Source organism: Bradyrhizobium sp. WYCCWR 12699 (assembly GCF_032144035.1).
Taxonomy (GTDB): domain Bacteria; phylum Pseudomonadota; class Alphaproteobacteria; order Rhizobiales; family Xanthobacteraceae; genus Bradyrhizobium.
The window spans coordinates 1-1,186 of sequence record NZ_JAVTJN010000026.1 but is presented as its reverse complement, the minus strand read 5'-3'; the positions used below and the strand labels follow the sequence as shown (position 1 = coordinate 1,186).

1 protein-coding gene is annotated in these 1,186 nt (G+C 65.3%); it reads right to left on the bottom strand.

From position 1 onward, the window contains the following. A partial coding sequence (locus tag RPS27_RS10520; RefSeq protein WP_313753992.1) for a chemotaxis protein CheA occupies positions 1 to 1,186 on the bottom strand: 1,186 nt, incomplete at both ends.

Below are 1,186 nucleotides of genomic sequence, written 5' to 3'. Positions count from 1 at the left end.
TCCTCGACGATGTCGATGATCTCGTCGACGACGAGACCCATGGAGCGACCGTCGTCGGCGAACACCAGGATCGGCTGGGCGCCCTGGCTTGCGATGGTGACGCCGTCCATGGCGACGAGCGGCATCAGCTGCTCGCGGTACTGCACCATGTAGCGGCCGTTCGAGAACTCGATCTTGTCGGCGGGCAGCTCTTCGAGGCGCGTGACGAGCCCGAGCGGGACCGCCTTGGGCTGCGCCGAGCCGGCGCGGAAGACGAGGAGCGAGGTGGTCTGCTCGCCCGAGCCGATGTGGTGCGCGCCGTTCTCGTCGCCCATGTCATGGGCCGAGGAGCCGGCGGCGCCGAGCGCCTTGGCAATGCCGTTGGGGTCGATGATCATGATCACAGCGCCATCGCCCAGGATGGTGTTGCCGGAGAACATGTCGATGTGACGCAGTTTTGTGGACATCGGCTTCACGACGATCTCTTCCGTATGGAAGACACCATCGACCACGATGCCGAAAGTCTGGCTGCCGACCTGGGTGACCACGATGAAGCCGTTCTCGGGATCGGAGGCCGCGCCGTCGTCGATCTTCAGGAGCTTCTTCAGGTGGATCAGCGGCAAGAGCTTGTTGCGCAGGCGAAGGACTGCGGTGTCCTTGATGCGCTCGATGCGGTGCTCGGAGTTGGCGCGGGCACGGACCAGCTCGACCACCGAGAGCTGCGGGATCGCAAAGCGGTCGCCGGCGGCTTCCACGATCAGGGCCGAGACGATGGCCAGCGTCAGCGGGATCTTGATGGTGACGGAAGAGCCCTCGCCGGCTACCGACTTGATGTCGATGGTGCCGCCGATCTGGTCGATATTGGTGCGCACCACGTCCATGCCGACGCCGCGGCCGGAGACCGAGGTGATGGCGGCGGCGGTCGAGAAGCCCGGCGCGAAGATGAACTTGTGGATCTGGGCTTCGCTCATCTTCTCGAGCTCGGCCTCGGTGACGAGACCTGAGGAGATCGCCTTGGCCTTGATCTTCTCGGTGTTGAGGCCGCGGCCGTTGTCGGCGATGCAGATGATGATGTGGCCGCCCTCGTGATAGGCGGACAGGCGGATGGTGCCCTGCTCGCCCTTGCCGCTGGCGAGGCGCTCGGCGGGGGTCTCCAGGCCATGATCGGCGGAGTTGCGCACCATGTGGGTGAGCGGGTCCTTGATCA